This is a genomic window from Achromobacter sp. 2789STDY5608621, assembly GCF_001299375.1.
GTDB lineage: Bacteria > Pseudomonadota > Gammaproteobacteria > Burkholderiales > Burkholderiaceae_B > Achromobacter > Achromobacter insuavis.
The window spans coordinates 21,527-42,415 of sequence record NZ_CYTU01000009.1; the positions used below are offsets into that span (position 1 = coordinate 21,527).

18 protein-coding genes are annotated in these 20,889 nt (G+C 69.3%); 4 read left to right on the plus strand and 14 right to left on the minus strand.

Translation table 11 applies throughout. The features are described 5' to 3' along the window. The first annotated feature begins 7 nt into the window (after window positions 1–7). Together AOZ53_RS11595 and AOZ53_RS11600 are read left to right on the plus strand one after the other, a co-directional pair. Entirely contained in the window at window positions 8–433 is a 426-nt protein-coding gene (locus tag AOZ53_RS11595) for an OsmC family protein (RefSeq protein WP_054430063.1), read from the plus strand. Window positions 434–556: 123 nt separating this feature from the next. Continuing rightward, entirely contained in the window at window positions 557–1,846 is a 1,290-nt protein-coding gene (locus AOZ53_RS11600; RefSeq protein ID WP_054430065.1) for an Nramp family divalent metal transporter, read from the plus strand. Here AOZ53_RS11600 and AOZ53_RS11605 read toward each other — a convergent pair. From AOZ53_RS11605 to AOZ53_RS11635, 7 genes are all read right to left on the minus strand, one after another. Further along, the gene (locus AOZ53_RS11605; RefSeq protein ID WP_054487870.1) at window positions 1,819–3,297 is read right to left on the minus strand and encodes an efflux transporter outer membrane subunit; all 1,479 of its coding nucleotides are present in this window, start codon (window positions 3,295–3,297) and stop codon (window positions 1,819–1,821) included. The genes AOZ53_RS11600 and AOZ53_RS11605 overlap by 28 nt on opposite strands. 9 nt (window positions 3,298–3,306) lie before the next feature. Further along, the gene (locus AOZ53_RS11610; protein WP_082385604.1) at window positions 3,307–4,251 is read right to left on the minus strand and encodes an HlyD family secretion protein; all 945 of its coding nucleotides are present in this window, start codon (window positions 4,249–4,251) and stop codon (window positions 3,307–3,309) included. Next, the gene (locus AOZ53_RS11615; protein WP_049073118.1) at window positions 4,244–4,438 is read right to left on the minus strand and encodes a DUF1656 domain-containing protein; all 195 of its coding nucleotides are present in this window, start codon (window positions 4,436–4,438) and stop codon (window positions 4,244–4,246) included. Before AOZ53_RS11615 ends, AOZ53_RS11610 begins: the two co-directional genes overlap by 8 nt. Next, complete coding sequence (locus tag AOZ53_RS11620; protein WP_231690601.1) at window positions 4,428–6,584, minus strand: FUSC family protein; 2,157 nt, start codon at window positions 6,582–6,584, stop codon at window positions 4,428–4,430. The genes AOZ53_RS11615 and AOZ53_RS11620 overlap by 11 nt, the downstream gene beginning before the upstream one ends. A gap of 120 nt (window positions 6,585–6,704) precedes the next feature. Continuing rightward, window positions 6,705–7,622: a LysR family transcriptional regulator gene (locus AOZ53_RS11625; protein ID WP_054430073.1), complete on the minus strand. Its 918-nt coding sequence runs from the start codon at window positions 7,620–7,622 to the stop codon at window positions 6,705–6,707. A gap of 112 nt (window positions 7,623–7,734) precedes the next feature. Continuing rightward, on the minus strand, window positions 7,735–7,956 hold the full coding sequence (locus tag AOZ53_RS11630) for a hypothetical protein (protein ID WP_054430075.1): 222 nt from the start codon (window positions 7,954–7,956) through the stop codon (window positions 7,735–7,737). Window positions 7,957–8,134: 178 nt separating this feature from the next. Next, a complete protein-coding gene (locus AOZ53_RS11635) occupies window positions 8,135–8,758 on the minus strand; it encodes a TetR/AcrR family transcriptional regulator (protein WP_054475456.1) in 624 nt (207 codons plus the stop codon). 132 nt (window positions 8,759–8,890) lie between these two features. Here AOZ53_RS11635 and AOZ53_RS11640 point away from each other — a divergent pair, with 132 nt between their 5' ends. Beyond that, complete coding sequence (locus AOZ53_RS11640; protein ID WP_054487872.1) at window positions 8,891–10,174, plus strand: MFS transporter; 1,284 nt, start codon at window positions 8,891–8,893, stop codon at window positions 10,172–10,174. 135 nt (window positions 10,175–10,309) lie between these two features. Further along, a complete protein-coding gene (locus tag AOZ53_RS11645; RefSeq protein ID WP_054430081.1) occupies window positions 10,310–11,107 on the plus strand; it encodes an alpha/beta fold hydrolase in 798 nt (265 codons plus the stop codon). 64 nt (window positions 11,108–11,171) lie between these two features. On the opposite strand, the gene AOZ53_RS11650 is transcribed toward AOZ53_RS11645, so the two are convergent. From AOZ53_RS11650 to AOZ53_RS11680, 7 genes are all read right to left on the minus strand, one after another. Further along, window positions 11,172–11,909, minus strand: coding sequence for an ABC transporter ATP-binding protein (locus tag AOZ53_RS11650; RefSeq protein ID WP_054430083.1), 738 nt, complete (start codon window positions 11,907–11,909; stop codon window positions 11,172–11,174). Continuing rightward, window positions 11,906–12,706 carry an ABC transporter ATP-binding protein gene (locus AOZ53_RS11655; protein WP_054430085.1) on the minus strand — a complete coding sequence of 267 codons (801 nt, stop codon included), beginning with the start codon at window positions 12,704–12,706 and terminating at the stop codon, window positions 11,906–11,908. The genes AOZ53_RS11650 and AOZ53_RS11655 overlap by 4 nt, the downstream gene beginning before the upstream one ends. After that, the gene (locus AOZ53_RS11660; RefSeq protein WP_054430087.1) at window positions 12,703–13,791 is read right to left on the minus strand and encodes an ABC transporter permease subunit; all 1,089 of its coding nucleotides are present in this window, start codon (window positions 13,789–13,791) and stop codon (window positions 12,703–12,705) included. The genes AOZ53_RS11655 and AOZ53_RS11660 overlap by 4 nt, the downstream gene beginning before the upstream one ends. Further along, on the minus strand, window positions 13,788–14,717 hold the full coding sequence (locus AOZ53_RS11665; RefSeq protein WP_006396016.1) for a branched-chain amino acid ABC transporter permease: 930 nt from the start codon (window positions 14,715–14,717) through the stop codon (window positions 13,788–13,790). The genes AOZ53_RS11660 and AOZ53_RS11665 overlap by 4 nt, the downstream gene beginning before the upstream one ends. A 158-nt stretch (window positions 14,718–14,875) precedes the next feature. Next, window positions 14,876–16,021 carry a branched-chain amino acid ABC transporter substrate-binding protein gene (locus AOZ53_RS11670; RefSeq protein ID WP_054430089.1) on the minus strand — a complete coding sequence of 382 codons (1,146 nt, stop codon included), beginning with the start codon at window positions 16,019–16,021 and terminating at the stop codon, window positions 14,876–14,878. A 188-nt stretch (window positions 16,022–16,209) separates the two neighbouring features. Further along, the gene (putA, locus tag AOZ53_RS11675; RefSeq protein ID WP_054430091.1) at window positions 16,210–20,031 is read right to left on the minus strand and encodes a trifunctional transcriptional regulator/proline dehydrogenase/L-glutamate gamma-semialdehyde dehydrogenase; all 3,822 of its coding nucleotides are present in this window, start codon (window positions 20,029–20,031) and stop codon (window positions 16,210–16,212) included. A gap of 168 nt (window positions 20,032–20,199) precedes the next feature. Next, a complete protein-coding gene (locus AOZ53_RS11680; RefSeq protein WP_082385608.1) occupies window positions 20,200–20,886 on the minus strand; it encodes a PqiC family protein in 687 nt (228 codons plus the stop codon). Between the last annotated feature and the right edge of the window lie 3 nt (window positions 20,887–20,889).

Consider the following 20,889-nt stretch of genomic DNA (forward strand, 5'->3'; position numbering starts at 1 on the left):
GTCACGCATGAAGAAAACCGCAACCGCCGCCTGGTCCGGCGATCTGAAGACGGGCAAGGGTACGATTTCCACGCAGAGCGGCGCGCTCAAGAACCAGCCCTACGGCTTCAATACACGCTTCGGCGACACCCCGGGCACCAATCCCGAGGAACTGCTGGGCGCCGCCCACGCCGGCTGCTTCACCATGGCGCTGTCCAACATCCTGAGCGAGGCCGGCCTGGCCCCGCAGAAACTGGACACGCAGGCCGAGGTCACGCTGGACAAGGTCGAGGGCGGCTTTGCCATCACGGCGGTGCACCTGACCGTCGAAGCCGTGATCCCGGGCGCCAGCGCCGAAGCCTTCGACGAGGCCGCGCGCAAGGCCGAAAAGGGCTGCCCCGTCTCCAAGGTGCTCAACGCCAAGATCACCATGGACGCCAAGCTCAGGTCCTGACCGGCCGCGGCAGGCCCGGCCACGGGCGGCGCCATTGGCCCGCCCTATCCAGGGCTTGCTGAAAATCAATTTGACGGTCATGCCAGAGCAATGGAAAATGAGAACCATTCTCAGGAAACTGACATGACCCGATTCATTTACGCAATTTCAGGCGGCAAGACGGCGTATCCCCAGGACGCCCAGGTCACGGCCAACCTGCGCCGGGTGGTCGGTTCCGGCATCCTGGTGGCGGTCGGCTACATCGACCCGGGCAACTGGGCCACCGACATCGCCGGCGGCAGCGGCTTCGGCTACGGCCTGCTGCTGGTCGTGATCGCCTCGGCCCTCCTGGCGCTGGGGTTCCAGGTGCTGGTGTCGCGCCTGGCGCTGGCCACCGGCGAAGACCTCGCCACCCTCACCGCCCGCCACCTGTCGCCGCGCACCGCCAAGGCCGCCTGGCTGGCCGGCGAAGCCGCCATCCTGGCCACCGCGCTGGCCGAGCTGATCGGCGGCGCCATCGCGCTGCGCCTGCTGTTCAACCTGCCGCTGCTGGGCGGCGTGGCCGTCACCGGCGTCGGCACCTTCGCCGTGCTGGCCCTGACGCGCGGCAACGCCGACCGCCACGAGCGCGTCATCGCCGTGCTGCTGTCGGTGGTGGCCGCGTCCTTCGTGTTCCTGCTGTTCAAGGCCAATCCGGCCTGGACCGACGTGGCCCACGGCATGACCCAGACCGGCCACGCGCTGCGCGACCCGCAGGGCTTCCTGATCGCGCTCGGCATCCTCGGCGCGACCCTGATGCCGCACAACCTCTACCTGCATTCCGGTTCGCTGGCGCAACGCGCCCGCGCGTTGCCGGCCGACGCCCGCGACCTGGCCATGCGCGTGGCGCGCAACGACACCGTGGTGTCGCTGGGCGTGGCCATGCTGATCAACTCCGCCATCATGATCGTCGCCGCGGCCTCGCTGTCGGGCTCCGGCCTCATCGTCTCCAGCCTGGACGACGCCCACGCCGTGATCGGCCAGACCCTCGGCATCGGCGCCGCCATCGTGTTCGCGGTGGCGCTGTACGCGGCCGGACAAAGCTCCACCATCACCGGCGTGCTGGCCGGCCGCATCCTGTCGCGCGGTTTCCAGGTCAACAGCGGCTGGTCCGACCGCCGCCGCGCGCTGGTCACGCGCCTGATCGCCGGCGCCGTGGCGGCCGCGCTGCTGGCCTTCACCGGCGGCCAGGACCCCGACCAGCTGCTGGTGCTGAGCCAGGTCATCCTGAGCCTGGCCCTGCCCTTCGCGCTGGGTCCGCTGGTGGTGCTGGCCTGCCGCAAGCCCCTGATGGGCCGCCATGCGCTGCGCGGCGCCTGGGCCTGGGCCGCGGTCATCGCCACCGTCGGCATCATCCTGCTGGACGGCTATCTGCTGGTCGACATGGTGGTGTAATCCGCGGCTTGCGCGGATGGCTCGTCCGGCCAGCCCGCGCCCAGGGACTTGTAGAGCGCGATCACCCCGCGCATTTCCTCCCATTGGCTCAGGGCCAGCGCGTCTCGCGCCTGGTTGACCGTGCGTTGCGCCACGAGGACCGGCAGATAGGCGCTCAGCCCGCGCGAATAGAGCCGGGTCGACTGGTCCAGCGCCTTGCCGCTGTCGGCAACGGCATCCCGCAGCGAGGCCTGCCGCTGGCGCTCGCTGGTCAACGCCGTCAGGGCGTCTTCCACCTCGCGCAGCGCCACCCGCGCGTCGCGCTCATAGGCCAGACGCGCCGCGTCGGCATTCGCCTGTGCCGCCGTCACGCCGGCGCGGGCCCGGCCGCCATCGTACAGGCGCTGGCTGGCCTGCGCCCCCACCGCCCAGGCCAGGCTGGCGCTCGAGAACAGACTGTGAATGAGGCTGGCCGTGGTGTCGATGCCCAAAGGGATGCGGAACGTGGGCAGGCGTTCGGCCTCGGCCACGCCGATGCGCGCAGTCGCGGCCGCCAGGCGCCGTTCGTCCGCCCGCAGATCGGGCCGCTGGCGCAGCACCTCGGATGGCAGTGACAACGGCAGGCGGACCGGCGCGGGCAGGACGGCCGCGGGCTCTGCCAGGGCGGCATGCCAATCGCCGGGAAAGCCCCCCGCCAGGACGCCGATGGCGTGGCTGAATCGGGCAACGTCGGCCTCCAGCAAGGGCGGCTGCGCCTCGGCTGTCTCGCGTTCGGCGCGCGCCTGCATCACCTCCGCCTGGCTGCCCAGGCCCCTGCGCCAAGACTGCTCCGCCAGTCGTTCCGCCTCGCGCAAGGTGCGCAGGTTGTCATGGGCGATGGCCAGGCGCATCTGCGTGGCGCGCAACCCCGCGTAGTGGGACACCAACTCGGCGACCAGGCTCACCCGCAACGCCCGGTGGTCATCGGCCAGCGCCTGGATATCCGCGTCGGCCGCTTCGACCGCCCTGCGCGTGCCGCCAAACAGATCCAGCTCCCAGCTCGCATCGAAGCCGACCTGCCAGGTGCGCGACTCACCGCCGGGCAGCGGACCGAGCGCCTTGCTGCCGCGCCGGGCCTCGCCCGCCGCGCCCACCCCGAGCGCCGGCAAGGACGCGGAGGCGATCTGGATGCGTTCGGCGCGCGCCTGCCGCAGGCGCGCCAGCGCGATATCGAGATCCTGGTTCCGGTCCAGCGCCTGATCGACCAGGCGATCGAGCATCGGATCGTCGAACGCGCGCCACCAGGCGCGCAGCCCCTCCTGATCGCGCGGGCTCAGGGCGCTACCGGCCTCGACCCAATTGGCAGGCACCTCGACGGTGGGCGGGTGATAGTCGGGACCCACGGTCGCGCAGCCGGACGTCGCCATTACCAGCGAGACCATCAGGGCCGCGCGGCGCAGGCCGGATCGCGGACGATTCGATTCTTGCTGCATCGTCGCCCCTCACATCCAGTGGTACAGCAGCGACAGGAGGCGGCCCTGGGCAGGCGCGTCGCCTCCCGCCGTCGCCACCTCGACACTGGCTGTCATGCCGGCGGCCAGCACCAGGTCCGGCGGCAGCTGCTCGAACGCGACGCGCACCGGAATGCGTTGCGCCAGGCGGACCCAGCTGAAGGTCGGGGCCACGCTGGGCAGGCCCTGGGCATCGGCCTGCTGGTTGGCATCGGCGATGCCGCGCCCGATGCTCACCACCCGGCCGGCAATGATGTCATCGGACCCCATCAAGCGGATGCGCGCCGCCGCGCCGGGCCGGATGCCGCGCAGCTTGGTCTCCTCGAAATAGCCGATGATCCAGAAGCTGTGGGCGTCCACCAGCGCGATATTGGGCTGGCCCGTCACCGCGTAGTCGCCCTGGTTCAGTTTCAGCCGTGTCACATAGCCGTCCACCGGGGCGCGCAGGACGGTGCGCGCCACATCCAGTCTTGCCATGTCCACGGCGACCCGCGCGCCGCGCTGCTCGGCCTCGGCGATGGCCACCGCCTGGATCGCACGCTGGATGTCTTCGGCGGGCACCAGGTTCTCCATGCCCCGCCGGCGTCGCGCGTCCTCGGTTTTCTGCCGCAACGACGCGTCGGCCGCGGCCAGCCGCGCCTCGGCCTGCGCCAGCGCCAGCTCGAAGCGGGCCGGATCGATGCGATAGAGCACCTCGCCCCGCTTCACGTACTGATCATCCGTCACCGGCACTTCCAGGACCGTGCCGGAGACCTCCGGGGCGATGCGGACGCTCTGCGCGCTGACGCGGCCATCGCGCGTCCAGGGCGCCACGACGTAGGCGCGCCAAAGCGCGCCGACCAGCATGACGGCGGCGGCCACGGCGCACAGCGTGAGGCCGACGCGCGCCAGCAGCCTCAAGGGCCATAAACGATCGGGCAAGGAACGATCAGACATAGAGAATCAACACCGAAACGAGGCAAAGGGAAATGGCGAACTCGAACAGGCCGGGGTGCCAGACCCGGCGCAGCACGCCGCTGCGCGCGAGCGCCAGGCGAACGCCGAGGTAGAGCGGCAGCGCCGCGCACGCGTAGACGAAAAATGGCGGCAGGTAGATGCCTGCCACCGCGAACTCACTGAGCATGGGGGGGCCTCCCGGGGCGTCGAGAAAAATAATCCGCGTGCGCTTCGAGCAGCGCCGCGATATCGAGCAGCATGGCCCGCGATCGCCCGATGTCGGCGGACCGGATGCAATCCGCAAGCGGCAACCGCGACAGGGACTGCGCCGCCCGGCGGGCATGCCTGGCGGCCAGCCGGGGATCGCCGGCCCGTCGCCGCATGTGGCGCAACGCCACCGCGAGCAGGCGGCGCGGCCTCGCGTCCGCGGGCATCCGCCGCCATCCCTCGCGCAGGCGCAGCAGCTCCCGGCCGAGATGGATACTGGCCAGGGCATCGGCAATGGCCCGGTCCATCGCGTCGGGCCGCGTCCTGAGCAGCGCGCCGAGTTGCGCCGTGCGATGCTGCTGCCGCCATTGCCACGCACGCGCGTCGGCGCGGCCGCCCTGCAAGAGGGCCAGCGCGTCGTCGCGAATGGTCAGGCGCAGGCGCGCCATGTCGCGTGACGGATTGCGCGGCAGCACGATCCGGAACCCGAGCAGCGTGAAGAAGGCCACCAGTATCCAGGCCACCGCGCCATTCAGGAACGAGACGACGTCATAGCGCATGGGGTTGTCCGTCGCCACCAGCGTCGTGAAGGCGACGAGATAGGCGACGCCGGCCAATCCGTAGCGGGGCATGGCGCTGGCATAGACCCCGGGCAACCAGAACAGCGCCAGGACCGCCAGCAGCAGCGGCAGCCCCGAGACCTCGGGCAAGACCAGAAAGGCGCACAGGAACGCCATCACGACGGCGGCGACGGTGCCCTGGATCAAGGCCACGGCGCCGAGCGCCGGATTCGGCGCGGTGGACAGCAACCCGCAGGCCGCCGCCAGTCCCGCCAGCATCAGGTTGCCGTGCGACCAGCCGGTCGCGATCCAGAAGGCGCCGCCCAGCGTCACGGTCAACAAGGCGCGCAGGCCGTTCTGCAACGCGGCCCCCGTGTCGCGGTGGAACGGCACCGGGACCGGCGCCGCCGCCGGTCGCCGAGGCTGATGCAGAATCGCGATGCCATCGAGGACCTCGAGGTAGTCGTCGAGCTGCTCGATCAGCCGGTCGCCCGCGATCATCAGGATGGCATGCGCCCGGGGATCGTCGGGCATTGTCGCCGACAGGGTTTGCGCCAGCTGCGCACGCATCGCGGACAAGGACCGCGCCGCCAGCATCAATCCGCCGGGCCCCGGCTCCCGCGCCAGCGCCTGGCTGGCTTGCCGCCACGCCTGTTCCCAGGCCGGCTGCAACGCCGCCAGGGCCTGCTGGCTGGCATCGCCCAGCCGCATCGACGCCACGCCGCCGACCAGCGCGGAAAACAAGGACACCATGGCGCGCCGCACCGCGGCGGCGCGTCGCGCCAGGTCGGCGGACTCGGCCTTGCCCAGCGCCAGCAGGTCATCCACGGCGTAGATGTCGACGATGAGGCCGCGCCTGTCCGCATCCAGCGCCTTGCCGCCCTGCCGGCCCGCGCCTTGATGCGCCTGGATATCTTGCGCCAGGACACTGGCGGCGGACGCCGCCAACCGGTGCAATTGGGCCGTCAGGCGGCCGCGTGCGCCGCGGCGGCTGAACAGCGCCGACACCACGCCCAGGCTCGCCACGCCGATCAACACGGACGCGCCCCGCCCCATCACCTGATCGAAGGTCAGCTGCGGATTCTGCATGGCGCCATAGGCCGCCAGCCCCACGGTGTATCCCGCCAGCGTCGCGCCATAGGCCCGGAAATGGCGCAGCAACGTCATGGCGGCCACGCAGGCCCCGAGCCACAGGCCGAACCCCAGCAGGAACAACCAGGGCATCTGGCCAAAGGCGCTCATCAGGACGAAGGCGGCCAGCATGCCGACCAGTGTGCCGATCACCCGCCATATGCCTTTGCCGATCACCGCCCCCTGCACCGGATTGATGACGAGAAGCACGCTGGAGGCCGCCGCGTAGGGCGCGTGCAGATCCAGCAGAAAGGCCAGGACGAGCGCCAGCCACGCCGCCAGGATCGAGCGCATCACGTAGGCGGCGCGGGGCGTCGTCAGGTCGAGGCATCGCAGCCCGCGCACCGCCCCTGCCCGGAGCGACTGGAGGCTGGGGTACGGCCGGGCCGACGCCGCGGCGGATACGTTCGTTGAACGCACGATGACACTCTTCAATGGTGATTCGGACGCACCACTGTAGAGACCGCCATGCATGCGGAAAAGTGAATTTATCGCACGGTCATGATTGCGTTCGGCGCACTTATCGACGCGCGCCACCCGCCCCGCAGCGAGAGGTCAGCGCCCCTGCCGCGCCTCGCCGCTGCACAGGGCGTGGATCGTCTGCCGCAACCACTGATGCGCGGGGTCGCCTTCCAGGCGCGGGTGCCAGGCCTGCGTCAACAGCGCGGTTTCCAGGGGCATCGGCAAGTCGAACAGGCGGATGCGCAGGCCCGCGGCAAGCGCGCCGCTGGCGAGGTGGCGGGGCAATGGCAGCAGCAGGTCCGAATCCTGCAGCGCGAACAGTGCGGTGTAGGGGCTCGACACGACCAGGGCGACATGGCGGCGCAGGCCGTGCGCCTCCAGGGCGGTGTCGATCGGCGCCGCGGACTTGCCGCGCCGCGACACGTTGATGTGCTCCCAGCGGGTCAGGCGCTCGGGCGTGATCTCATCGTCGAAAATCGGGTGATGCTCGCGGGCGACGCCAACAAAAGTGGTGGTGAACAGCGACTGCACGCGGATCTCCGGGCCGAGCTTGCGCGACCCGCTGATGAACAGATCGATGCGGCCGCTGCGCAGCGCCTCGTCATCGACGTCGTCCTCTTCCGGCGAAAAGCGCAGCGTGGCGCGCGGCATCTCGGTCGCCATGGCGTCCAGCAGTTGCCCCAGATGAACGCTGACGAACTCGTCGGTGGCGCGGACGTTGAAACGCCGGTCGAGGGATTTGAGGTCGATCGCGGCGCCGGCCGCGAACACCTGTGTGGCCTGATCGAGCGCCGCGCGCACCTGCTCGCGCAACGCGAGCGCCTTGGGGGTCGGCATGAGCTTTCGGCCCACCTGCACGAACACCGGATCGCCCAGGGCTTCGCGAATGCGGCCCAGCGTGCGGCTCATCGCCGGCGGGCTCAGGTTCATGCGGCGCGCCGCGCCAATGACACTGCCCTCATCCAGCAACGCATCCAACGCCAACAGCAGGTTGAGATCCGGACGCGCCATGACGACTCCCGATGAATGATCAAGACGCAATCATAGGGCAGGATCCCATGATGCCCGCATCAATGAAAAACGCCAGCAATCGCTGGCGTTTTTTCTGGCGTGGACCCGCGGTTCAGCGGCGGGCGGAGATCACCGGATGCTGGCGGCGGCCGGCGTCCATGTCATGCAGCACTTCGCCGACGGCCCCGCCCAAGCGGCGCAGGCGCAGCTTGAGCCGGCGCCAGCCCATGCGCGAGAACGGGCCGGACAGGGTTTCCGCCTTGATGGCCTCGCGGATCAGGGACCGCTCCAGCGCATCCGACATGCGGGCATTTTTCAACGCGGTATCGCTCATGATTCTCTCCTTGAGAAAGCGCGACAGGGGAACAGCACGAATTCATCTTAGATCCGCGCATGCTGCGTTGCAATAAAAATGCCTAGCATTATTTTTGCCGTTGCGGAATGGGTACAAACACCACCACAACGGTGCATCCGGCACCATATCTGGCACCAGTATTGTGCAGCGCAAAAACTTAGTGCCGCCCCAGATGCGCGTCGATCAGCAGGTCGGCCATGTCGGCCACCCGGGCGGCCGGACCGCCCTCGCCGAACAACTGGCTGGAGACGAAGGCGCCCTCGATCAGCAGCAGCAACCCGTCGCCCAGCTTGGCGGGATCGGGCGCGCCCATCTCGGCGGCCATGGCGGCCAGGCGCCGGCGCAGCTCGACCTTGTGCTCGACCGCGACCACGCGGGCCGGATGGCCGGCCTCGGGATATTCCACCGCCGCATTGGTCAATCCGCAGCCCCGATAGCCGTTCTGCACCGCCCGCACGCTCAGGCCCGACAGATAGGCCCGCAACCCCGCCTGGGGATCGCCCGGATGCGCGTCGCAGGCGGCGTTGAAGCGCCCCCAGAACTCGGCGTCGTAGTCGCGCAGGTAGACCGCGGCCAGTTCGTCCTTGGACGAAAAGCTGCGGTACAGGCTGGGCTTGGTGACCCCGGCCTGGTTGACGATGGCGTCCACGCCCACCGCCCGGATGCCGTCGCGGTAGAACATCTCGCGCGCGGTCTTGCGGATGCGATCGGCCGCCAGGAGCGGCTTCGCGGGGGTATCGGCGGCGGCTTTCTTGCCGCCCGCCGGGGATTTGCTGGCCATGACTGGAACTCCTCACTGAGACCGGCCGGCAAGGCCGGCCGCCCTGAAAACAGGGACGTCAAAAATACCTCTTGACGATGTTACTAACCGGTACGTACTATTCGCAAACCAAATTACGTACCGGTCAGTAACATGAGTATAGCCCAACCCCCCATCCCCTTCCGCCGCGCCGGCCAGAAGTACGCGTTCGTCGTGGTCGCGGTCGTGTTCCTGGCCCTGCTGGTGTCGGCCGGCCTGCGCTCCTCGCCCAGCGTGCTGCTGGTGCCGCTGGAGGAAAGCTTCGGCTGGAACCGCAGCACCACTTCGTTCGCCGCCGCCGTCGGCATCTTCCTGTATGGCCTGGTCGGGCCGTTCGCCGCGGCCGCCATGGAGCGCTTCGGCCTGCGCCGCGTGCTGATCGCCGCCCTGTCGTTGATGGCCGCCTCCAGCGCCATCAGCGCCTACATGACCCAGCCGTGGCACCTGCTGATGACCTGGGGCGTGTTCTCGGGCATCGGCTCGGGCGCCGTCGCCGTGGTCATGGGCGCGACCGTGGTCAACCGCTGGTTCAGCAAGCATCGCGGCCTGATGATGGGCCTGCTGACGGCCAGCACCGCCACCGGCACACTGATCTTCCTGCCGCTGCTGGCGGCGCTGGCGTCGTCGGGCGACTGGACCCGGGTGGTGTGGACCGTGGCCGGCGCCGCCGCCGCGCTGGTGCCGCTGGCCTGGTGGCTGGTGCCCGACCGCCCCGCCAGCGTCGGCCTGGTGCCGTTCGGCAGCGATCCGCATGCGCCGCCCGCGCCCGCCGCGCCGCGCACCGGCATGATCGCCGCCACCTTCGGCGCCCTGGGCCGCGCCGCCAAGACCCGCACCTTCTGGTTCCTGTTCGCCACCTTCTTCATCTGCGGTTTCACCACCAACGGCCTGGTCGGCACGCACCTGATCGCGCTCTGCGGCGACCATGGCATGCCCGAAGTGCAGGCGGCCGGCCTGCTGGCGATCATGGGCATCTTCGACCTGTTCGGCACCACCGCCTCGGGCTGGCTGACCGACCGCTACGATCCGCGCAAGCTGCTGTTCGTCTATTACGGACTGCGCGGCCTGGCGCTGATCTACCTGCCCTATTCCGACTTCTCGTTCTACAGCCTGGCGATCTTCGCGGTGTTCTTCGGTCTGGACTGGATCGCCACCGTGCCGCCCACGCTGCGCCTGGCCACCGAAGCCTTCGGCGACCGCGAGGCGCCCATCGTGTTCGGCTGGATCGTCGCCGGCCACCAGCTGGGCGCGGCCAGCGCGGCCTGGATGGCGGGCGTGGTGCGCCAGTCGCAAGGCAGCTACCTGATGGCCTTCGTCGCGGCCGGCGCCACCGGCCTGATCGCCGCCGTCATCGCGCTGCTGATCGGCCGCGAGCGGGTGGTGGCGCAACCGGCCTGAGCCGCCCCTGCCACCGTCGCATCCCCGTTGACGCCCGCGCCGCCGCTTTGATAGGATGGCGGTACTTTGAAAACGCCCTCCCGGTCCGCCGGGAGGGCGTTTCGTTTTCGTTCCCCTCACACAAGGAAACCTGGAATGAAGACGTCCCTTGAAATCCATCCCGGCTCGCAGGCCGGTCTCGGCTACGCGCGCCTGGGCCACGGCCCGATCCCCGTGCTGGTCCTGCACGACTGGCTCGGCGACCACGGCAGCTACGATGCCGCCATGCCCTGGCTCGACGGCCAGGCCTTCACCTACGTGTTCGCCGATCTGCGCGGCTACGGCCAGTCCATCGCGCTGACCGGCGCCTGCACGGTCGAGGAAATCGCCGCCGATTGCCTCGCGCTCGCCGACCGGCTCGGCTGGCAGCGGTTCCACGTCGTCGGCCATTCGATGACCGGCATGATCACGCAGCGCCTGGCGGCGGACGCGCCGTCACGCATCGCCAGCGCCATCGCGGTATGCCCCGTCTCGGCCGCCGGCAACCGCCTGGGGCCGCAGGCCCTGGCGTTCTTCGCCAGCACGACCGAGGACGACGAGGCCTTGCGGCGGCTGTTCCGGCATGTCTCCAGCGGCCTGTCCGACGGCTGGGCCGATGCCAAGGTCCGCCACAACCGCGCGACCGTGGCGCCCGCCTGCCGGCGCAAGTACCTCGACATGCTGGTGACGGCGGATTTCGTCGACGCCGTGCGCGGAATCGAAACGCCGTTCCTGGTCGTGGTCGGCGACCGGGATCCGGGAATCGACGCGCAAGCGATGCAAGGCAGCTTCCTGGCCTGGCATCCCAACGCGACGCTGCACGTCATTGCGCATTGCGGCCATTACCCGATGCAGGAGTGCCCGCCCGCCTTCGCCGCCCTGATCGAGGGCTTCCTCAAGCGCCAGGCCGGCTGAGTCCGACGCGCATAAAAAAAAGCCCGGCATGGCCGGGCTTTTTCATTGCGGCAAATGGACGGGCCTAGGCCTCTTCCACTTCGCCCAGGTACGCGGCGCGCACCTTGGGGTCGTGCAGCATGTCGCGCGCCGGCCCCGACAGGGTGATCTCGCCGGACTCCATCACATAGCCGCGATGGCTGTTCTCCAGCGCCAGGCGGGCGTTCTGCTCGATCAGCAGGATCGTCACGCCTTCGCTGGCGATGGTGCGCACCACCTCGAAGACCTTCTCGACCATCAGCGGCGCCAGGCCCATCGACGGCTCGTCCAGCAGCAGCAGCTTGGGGCGCGCGATCATCGCGCGGCCCATCGCCACCATCTGCTGCTCGCCACCCGACAGCGTGCCGGCCGCCTGCTTGCGGCGTTCGGCCAGGCGCGGGAACAGCGTGAACACGCGGTCCGTGTCCTGCCGCACCTGCGCCGCATCGCGCCGGATGTAGGCGCCCATCGCCAGGTTTTCCTCGATGGTGAGCTGGCCGAAGATGCCGCGGCCCTCGGGCACCATCACCAGGCCCTGGCGCACCAGCTCGTGCGACTTCTGGCCGCCGATGGACTGGCCGCCGTAGACCACTTCGCCGCCGGCCAGCGGCACCAGGCCGCAGATGGCGCGCAGGGTCGTGCTCTTGCCGGCGCCGTTGGCGCCGATCAGGCACACCAGTTCGCCTTCGTCCACGCGCAGGTCGATGCCGCGCACCGCGCGGATGCCGCCGTAGGCGACCTGCAGGCCGCGCAGTTCCAGTAGGGGTTTGCTTGCCGTCGTCATGCCGGGCGCTCCTGATGAATCAGCGGATCCTGGGCGGCGCCCGCGCCCAGATACGCTTCAATGACCTTGGGGTCGCGCTGCACCTGGGCGGGTTTGCCCATGGCCAGCACCTTGCCGTATTCCAGCACCAGCACGCGATCGCACAGGCCCATGACCAGCTTCATGTCGTGCTCGATCAGCAGCACCGTGACGCCGTCGTCGCGGATCTTCTCGATCAGCTTGCGCAGCACCACCGTTTCCGAGGCGTTCATGCCGGCGGCCGGCTCGTCCAGCGCCAGCAGCTTCGGGTCGGTCGCCAGGGCGCGCGCGATCTCCAGGCGGCGCTGGTCGCCGTACGGCAGCGAGCGCGCCACGTCGTTGGCGCGGTGGCCGATGCCGACGTAGTCCAGCAGCTCCTGGGCGCGGGCCTCGATGGCGGCTTCCTCGGCGCGCGTGCCGCGGGTGCGGAACACCGCGCCCAGCACGCCGGCGCGGGTGCGCATGTGGCGGCCGATCATGACGTTCTCGATCGCGCTCAGGTTGGCGAACAGGCGGATATTCTGGAAGGTCCGCGCCAGGCCGGCATAGGCCACCTCGTGCGGCTTCTTGCCCGACATCGACACGCCGTTGAAGGTGCAGCTGCCGTCTTCCGGGATGTAGAGGCCCGTGAGCACGTTGAACAGCGTGGTCTTGCCCGCGCCGTTGGGCCCGATCAGGCCGTAGATCTCGCCCTGCTCGATATCGAAGCTGACGTCCGACAAGGCCTGCAGGCCGCCGAAGCGTTTGCCCAGTCCCTGGGCTTGCAGCAACTTGCTCATGCCGCGCCTCCCTGGGTCTTGGTGGCCAGCTCGCGCTTGCGCACGGCGGACGGCCACAGGCCGGCGGGACGGAACAGCATCACGCACACCATCGCCAGGCCGAACAGCAGCATGCGGATGCCCTCGGGATCCAGCACCACGGCGCCGAACAGCATGTGCTGCACCGGCTCGACCACGGCGCGCAGGAACTCAGGCAGCGCGGCCAGGATCAGCGCGCCCAGGATCACGCCCGGGATGTGGCCCATGCCGCCCAGCACCACCATGCACAGGATCGAGATCGATTCCATCAGCGAGAAGCTCTCGGGGCTGACGAAGCCCTGCATCGACGCGAACAGCGCGCCCGCCACGCCGCCGAACGAGGCGCCCATGGCGAAGGCCAGCAGCTTGATGTTGCGGGTGTTGATGCCCATCGCCTTGGCCGCGATCTCGTCTTCACGGATGGCTTCCCAGGCGCGGCCGATGCGCGAGTTCTGCAGCCGCACGCACACCAGGATGATGATGAGCGTCAGCGCCAGCAGCAGGTAGTAGTACTTCTCCGGCCCGGTCACGCGGATGCCCAGCAGGCTTTCCGTGCGGCCGAAGGCGAACTCGCCCACCTTGAAGGTGTCGATGCGGTTGATGCCCTGCGGGCCGTTGGTGATGTTGACCGGCGCGTTCAGGTTGTTCAGGAAGATGCGGATGATCTCGCCGAAGCCCAGCGTCACGATGGCCAGGTAATCGCCGCGCAACTTGAGCGTCGGCGCCCCCAGCAGCACCCCGAACAGGCACGCCACCGCCAGCGCGATCGGCAGGATCGCCCAGAACGGCAGGTGCAGGCCGAAGTGCGGCGAGGCCAGCAGCGCCCAGGTGTAGGCGCCCACCGCGTAGAACGCGATATAGCCCAGGTCCAGCAGGCCGGCGAAGCCCACCACGATGTTCAGGCCCAGCGACAGCATCACGTACAGCAGCGCGAAGTTCAGGATGCGGACCCAGCTCTGGCCGGCCATGCCGATCACGAACGGCAGCACCGCCAGCACGATGCCGATCAGCGCGATGCCGATCAGGTTGCGGGTCGACAGCCCGCTGTTTTTCAGGGTGGTGCTCATGCGCGGTCCCCCACGCGTTCGCCCAGCAGGCCGGACGGACGGAAGATCAGCACCAGCACCAGCACGAAGAACGCGAACACGTCCTGGTAGTGGCTGCCCAGGAAGCCGCCGGTCAGGTCGCCGATGTAGCCGGCGCCCAGCGATTCGATGATGCCCAGCAAGAGGCCGCCCGCCATGGCGCCGACCAGGTTGCCGATGCCGCCCAGCACCGCGGCCGTGAAGGCCTTCAGGCCCAGCATGAAGCCCATGGTGTACTGCGACACGCCGTAGTAGGTGGCGACCATCATGCCGGCCACGGCGGCCAGCGCCGAGCCGATCAGGAACGCCGCCGAAATCACGGTGTTGATGTTCACGCCCATCAGGCCGGCCACCTCGCGGTTCTGCGCGGTGGCGCGCATGGCGGTGCCCAGGCGCGTCTTGTGCACCACGGCCAGCAGCCCGCCCATGATCAGCGCGGCAATCGCGACGATGGCGATCTGCAGCGTGCTCATGCGGGCGCCGAAGATCTCGAACACCTGCGGCGTCAGCACCTGCGGGAAGTTCAGGTAGTTGCGGCCCCAGCCCATCATCGCCACGTTCTGCAGGATGATCGACACGCCGATGGCGGTGATCAGGGCGGCCAGGCGCGGGGCGCGGCGCAGCGGCCGGTAGGCCACGCGCTCGGCGGTCCAGCCCACGGCCATGCACAGCGGCACGGACACCAGCAGGCCCAGGCCCAGCACCAGGAAGGCGGACGCGGACGGGTCGCCGCCGACCAGCGAGATGGCGATCGTGGTCGCCGCCATCGCGCCGATCATGACGACGTCGCCATGCGCGAAGTTGATCAGCCCGATGATGCCGTACACCATGGTGTAGCCAAGGGCGACCAGGGCGTACACGCTGCCGAGCGTGACGCCGTTAATCAGTTGTTGAATGAAGATATCCATAGGGGCCGTGGGAAATAAGCCTGGAAAAATCGCGCGAGAATCGGATGCGGCGCGGCCCGGGGGCCGCCTTCGCGCAAATCGCCGCCGCGCCGGGCGGCGCGCGCGGGGTCAAGATGGCCAGGCGCGGCGGCGCCGCGTCCTGGCCGGGTCAGGCGGCCTTAGTTGGCCTGGCTGACCATCGTTTCAACCATCTCCCACTTGCCATTCTTGACTTCGTAGATGGTGACCGAGATTTCCTTCAGATCGCCGTTCTTGTCGTAGGCGATGTGCTCGCTGGTCGCGCCCTTGCGGTTCAGCTTGGCCAGTTCCGGCAGGTACTTCTCGGGCTTGGCCGAGCCGGCGGCTTCGATGGCGCTGATCATGTTCCAGGCGCCGTCATAGGCGTAGGGCGCGTAGACGCCGGGGGCCTTCTTGAAGCGGGCCTGGTAGCGCTGCTCGAAGTCCTTGCCCGCGGCCATCTTGTCCAGCGGCACGCCGGCCAGCGAGGCGAAGGTGCCGTCGGCGGCGTCGCCAGCCAGCTTGATGAAGGTGTCGCTGCGGGTCATTTCGCCCGAAACCAGCGGCGACTTCAGGCCGAGCGTGGCCAGTTGGCGCTTCATCGGGCCGGACTGGGCGTCCAGGCCGCCGTAGAAGATGGCGTCGGGCGCCGAGCCCTTGATGTTGGTCAGGATAGCCGTGAAGTCGTTGGCCTTGTCGGTCGTGTACTCGCGGCGCACCACCTGGCCGCCGGCGGCCTTGACGGCCTTCTCGACCTCGTCGGCCAGGCCCTGGCCATAGGCGGTGCGGTCGTCGATGATGGCGACCTTCTTGGCCTTCAGGCTCTGCACCATGAACTTGCCGACCGCGGCGCCCTGCTGGGTATCGCTGGTCATCATGCGGAAGGTGGTTTCGTAGCCCTGCTTGGTGTACTCGGGCGAGGTCGCCATGGCGATCTGCGGCAGGCCGGCTTCGTGGTAGACGCGCGACGCGGGGATCGTGGTGCCCGAATTGAAGTGGCCCAGGATGCCGACGACATTCTCGTCGACCAGCTGCTGCGCCACCTGCACGCCGACGCGCGGGTCGGCCTGGTCATCACGCGACACCAGCACGAACTTGGCCGGCTGGCCGTCGATCTTGATGCCCTTCTTGTTGGCTTCTTCCAGCGCCAGGTTCAGGCCGTTCTGCATGTCCTCGCCATAGTGCGACTGGGGACCGGTCAGGGGCGCGGCAAAGCCGAACTTGATGTCGGCGGCCTGCGCGGCGGCGGCCATGCCGACGGCGGCGATGCTGGCGGCGACAAGCTTCAAAGTGGTGCGAAACTTCATTGGAATCCTCCGGTATGTCGGATGTGGCTTTGTTATACCTGGGCTTTTGGGCCAGGTCTTTCTATTTGAGTGCGATTGCCGGGTTGCCACAATCGAACTTCAGGTGCGACCGGATTTTGCTTCCAGTGCAACCTCACGAGATATTGGAGATAACCCTTGGTTTCCCAAGGGTTACCCCTCGGTCACCCTCAGCCGATGGTCATGAGGCTGGCGTTACCGCCGGCCGCGGCCGTGTTGACGCTGATGGAGCGCTCGGTCAATAGGCGCTCCGGCACATACGAGACGCCGGCCGCCAGCGCGTCCGAGGTCAGGCCGTGCACCGCCAGGATCGCGCCGGGACGCTGCGCGATGCGCTGATTCAGGGCGCGCAGCGCGTCGCCGTCGCCTTCGAACAGCACCGCCTGGTAATCGGCCTGGTCGACCTCGGCATCCGCCAGGATGCCCGCCTGGCCCTGCTGCTCGGCATCCAGCGTGGCCAGCAGCGCCTGCGCCGCGGGCGTATCCGCGAACCAGGCGTGGTTGCCGGTCAGCCGCGCCGCCGACCACTGCGCGCGCGCGCCGGCCTCGGTGGCGGCCACGCAATAGACCGCGCCGCGCGGCTCGACCAGATAGGTGTTGGTCTCGCCCGTGGGGCCCGGCAGCGCGATGCGCTGCGGCAGCGGCGCCGCCGCGTCCAGCGCCGGCGGCAGGCCCTCGGGGCGCGTGCCCAGCAGGCGGTACATATACAGCGGGCCGCCAGCCTTGGGACCGGTGCCCGACAGGCACTCGCCGCCGAAGGGCTGCACGCCGACCACGGCGCCGACGATGTTGCGGTTGACGTAGACGTTGCCGGCGTGGACCTGGCCAGTCACGTGGGCGATGGTTTCGTCGATGCGGGTGTGCACGCCGAACGTCAGGCCGTAGCCGGTGCCGTTGACGGCGTCCAGCAACGCGTCCAGCTCGTCGCGGGCGTAGCGCACCACGTGCAGCACCGGGCCGAACACCTCGCGGGTCAGCTCGCTGATGTGGTCGATCTCGATGATGGTGGGCGCCACGAAGGTGCCGTGGCGGCATTCGCCGTTCAGCTCGACCTGGTCGACGCGGTGGCCCGCCGTGCGCATCGTGTCGATGTGACGCTGGATGCCGTTGCGTGCCTCGGTGTCGATGACCGGGCCGACGTCGACCGACAAGCGGTCCGGGTTGCCCACACTCAGCTCGCGCATCGCGCCGCGCAGCATCGTCAGGACGTGATCGGCGTTGTCTTCCTGCACGCACAGCACGCGCAGCGCCGAGCAGCGCTGGCCGGCCGAATCGAAGGCCGAGCTGAGCACGTCGAACACCACCTGCTCGGACAGCGCCGACGAATCCACCACCATGGCGTTCTGGCCGCCGGTCTCGGCGATCAGCGGAATGGTGTGGCCGTCATCGTCCAGGCGGTCGGCCAGCGTGCGCGCGATGATGCGCGCCACGTCGGTGGAACCGGTGAACATCACGCCGCGCACGCCGGGGCTGGCCACCAGTTGCGCGCCGACGGTCTCGCCGCGGCCCGGCAGCAGTTGCACCGCGCCGGGCGGCACGCCGGCGGCGCGCAGGATCGCCACCGCCTGCGCCGCGATCAGCGGCGTCTGCTCGGCGGGCTTGGCCAGCACGGTGTTGCCGGCGGCCAGCGCGGCCGCGACCTGGCCGGTGAAGATGGCCAGCGGGAAATTCCACGGACTGATGCACAGCACGGTGCCCAGCGGGCGGTGCGTGTCGTTGCTGAATTCGCGGTCGGCCTGGTCGGCGTAGTAGCGCAGGAAGTCCACCGCCTCGCGCACTTCGGCGATGGCGTTGGGCAGCGACTTGCCGGCCTCGCGCACGATCAGGCCCAGCAGGGTCTGCATCTGCTCTTCCAGCAACTGGGCGGCGCGGCGCAGGCATTGCGCGCGCTCGGCCACCGGGGTCGATTGCCAGATGGGCGCGGCGTTGGCGGCGGCGCGCAGGGCCACCTCGGCTTCTTCGCCGTTGGCCTCGATGACATGGCCGACCACGTCGCGCAGGTTGGCGGGATTGCGCACTTCGATGGCGCGGGCCATGTCCCAGGCGCCATCGCCCTCGCCCAGCATGGGCGCGGCGCGCCAGGGCGTGGCGGCGCTGGTCAGCAGCGCGGCCGACAGCGAGCCCAGGCGGTGTTCGTTGCTCAGGTCCAGGCCGGCGGAGTTGGCGCGCGCGCCCTGCTGCGGATTGCCGTACAGCTCGCGCGGCAGCGGGATCTTCTCGTGCGGCGCGCCCAGCGGCACGATGCGCGAGGCGGCCTCGACCGGATCGGCCACCAGCGTCTCGACCGGAATGCTCTCGTCGCCGATGAGGTTGACGAACGAGGTGTTGGCGCCGTTCTCCAGCAGGCGACGCACCAGGTAGGCCAGCAGCGTTTCGTGCGTGCCGACCGGGGCGTAGATGCGGCAGGGGCGGTTCAGCTTGCCCTGCGCCAGCGGTCCGACCACCTCGTCGTACAGCGGTTCGCCCATGCCGTGCAGGCACTGGAATTCATACTGGCCCGGGTAGTAGTTCTGGCCGGCCAGCTGGTAGATCGCGGCCAGCGTGTAGGCGTTATGGGTGGCGAACTGCGGGTACACGGCTTCCGGCGCGCCCAGCAGCTTGCGGGCGCAGGCCAGGTAGGCCACATCGGTGTAGACCTTGCGGGTGTAGACCGGATAGCCTTCCAGGCCGTCGACCTGGGCGCGCTTGATCTCGCTGTCCCAATAGGCGCCCTTGACCAGGCGCACCATCACGCGATGGCGGCTGCGGCGGGCCAGGTCGATGACGTAGTCGATCACGAACGGCGCGCGCTTCTGGTAGGCCTGGATGACGAAGCCGATGCCGCTCCAGCCTTCCAGCTCGGGCGTGAAGCACAGCGCCTCCAGCAGGTCCAGCGAGATCTCCAGGCGATCGGCCTCTTCGGCGTCGATGTTCAGGCCAATGTCGTAGCTGCGCGCCAGGATGGTCAGCGCCTTCACGCGCGGCAGCAGCTCGGCCATGACGCGCTCGCGCTGGGCGCGCGAATAGCGCGGGTGCAGCGCCGACAGCTTGATGGAAATGCCCGGGCCTTCATAGATGCCGCGGCCGGCGGCGGCCTTGCCGATGGCGTGGATGGCCTGCTCGTACGAGGCGTAATAGCGGTCGGCGTCCTCGGCCGTGGTGGCGGCCTCGCCCAGCATGTCGTAGGAATAGCGGAAGCCGCGGCCTTCCATCTTGCGGTTGTTGGCCAGCGCCTCGGAGATGGTCTGGCCCGACACGAACTGCTCGCCCATCATGCGCATGGCGATGTTCACGCCCTTGCGCACCAGCGGCTCGCCGCCCTTGCCGATCAGGCGCGTCAGCGCCTTGGACAGCGACTGTTCGCTGCTCACGGCCACCAGCTTGCCGGTGATCATCAGGCCCCAGGTGGCGGCGTTGACGAACAGCGACTGCGAACCGCCCATGTGCGACTTCCAGTCGCCGCGGGAAACCTTGTCGCGGATCAGCGCATCGCGCGTGGCGCGGTCGGGAATGCGCAGCAGCGCCTCGGCCAGGCACATCAGCGCCACGCCTTCCTGGCTCGACAGAGAAAACTCCTGGATCAGTCCCTCGACCCCGCCGCCGGTGCGCTTGCCGCGCAGCTTCTTGACCAGATCGGTGGCAACCGCGTGGACCTTTTCCAGGTTCGGCATGCGGGCCTGGCCCAGCAGCAGCGGCACGCACTCCGGCTCGGGGCGGCGGTAGGCGGCGGTGATGGCGGCGCGCAGCACCGATTGCGGTTGCACGTCCTGGCCGAATTCGTAGAACGGTGGCGTGGCGGCGGCCTGCTGTTCGCCGCCCTCTTCATCGCCGCCCTCTTCGCCGCCCAGATGGGACATCTCGGCCGGCAGGTGGCCGCGCTCGATCTTGTCCAGGTAGGCGAGGATCGCCTGCTTGTGCAGCCAGTGGGGCGTGCAATTGAGTTTTTGCGCGGCGGCCTTCAGGCGGTCGCGCAGCGCGTCATCGACCTTGACGCCGAGGGTGGTGCTGGCCATAAGAGATTGCTTCCTGTCGCATGGCAGAGGTCACACCGGGCCCGCAAGGGGGCCCGGCATCGGTAGGACCGTATGCTAGTCAGGTTGCAACCGGCTTTGTATTAAGGTTAACCCTAGGGGTTAACCGGTTGAGATCACGGCAGGTTTTGGTATCCTGCCCGTCCCTTTTTATTTGCCGGATTCGGGCAGCGGCGAGCAGCCCAGCATCTGCACCGCGCCGGCGCTGTCCGGCGTCTGGCCGCGGATGGCGGATGCCATCGCGCCCGCCAGCGCCGCCACCGCGCGCTGCTGCGCCGCGACCAGCGCCGGCACGCCGGCCTCGGACACGGTTTCGGTGACGACACTGCGGCACAGCAGGCCGTTGCCCTTGAGGTTGACCGGCCGCACCCGCCAGGTGGCGTCCAGCTGCGCCATGCGGCCCGACACCAGGTCGAAGCGCTGCACGTCGGTCTGCACCCGCCACAGCGGCGCGGACGGACCGGGCTTGACCACCTGCACATCGAGCGCGCCCAGGTCGTGCTTGAGGGCATCGGACAAGGCGCCCCGGATCTCGTCGCCCAGCGGCGAGCTCCAGCGCTCCGAATACAGCGCCGCCACGCTGCCGTCGCCGGTGCGGACCATCAGTTGCGGCTGGTCGGCCTGCGCCGCCACGTTGACGCCCTGCACTTCCAGCAGGAACGGCGCCGCCGCGCGCGGCACGGCCAGCGCCTGGGGCGCCGGCCCCTGCAGGGTGTAGTAATGGACCGGCGGCGACGAGGCGCAGGCGGCCAGCAGCAGCGGCAGGGCCAGCACGGCCAACCCGCGGCGCAGGGACGGCGCGGCGGCGCGGACGGGACGGAAACGGATATGGGTCATGGG